This is a genomic window from Escherichia sp. MOD1-EC7003, assembly GCF_002965065.1.
Classification (GTDB): domain Bacteria; phylum Pseudomonadota; class Gammaproteobacteria; order Enterobacterales; family Enterobacteriaceae; genus Escherichia.
Window position 1 is genome coordinate 1 of record NZ_PTRE01000101.1, and the last position, 478, is coordinate 478.

At 52.3% G+C, this 478-nt stretch carries 1 rRNA gene; it reads right to left on the minus strand.

Going from position 1 to position 478, the window contains the following annotated elements:
* A 23S ribosomal RNA gene (locus A7090_RS17940) occupies nucleotides 1-478 on the minus strand; the annotation flags it as partial.

A 478-nucleotide genomic window follows, 5' to 3' on the forward strand; every position in this document is an offset into this window, starting at 1 on the left:
ATTCGGTTAACCTTGCTACAGAATATAAGTCGCTGACCCATTATACAAAAGGTACGCAGTCACCCCACCCCAAAGCGCTCCACTGCCTGATTTTTGATGTTGAACGTCGCTTACGCTCCGTTAACCGTCATTCAGTGCTGTCGTTACGCTACTTTGTGCACCACACAAAGCGAAACGCTTTGGTGGTGGGGCTCCCACTGCTTGTACGTACACGGTTTCAGGTTCTTTTTCACTCCCCTCGCCGGGGTTCTTTTCGCCTTTCCCTCACGGTACTGGTTCACTATCGGTCAGTCAGGAGTATTTAGCCTTGGAGGATGGTCCCCCCATATTCAGACAGGATACCACGTGTCCCGCCCTACTCTTCGAGCTCACAGTATGTGCATTTTTGTGTACGGGGCTGTCACCCTGTATCGCACGCCTTTCCAGACGCTTCCACTAACACACACACTGATTCAGGCTCTGGGCTCCTCCCCGTTCG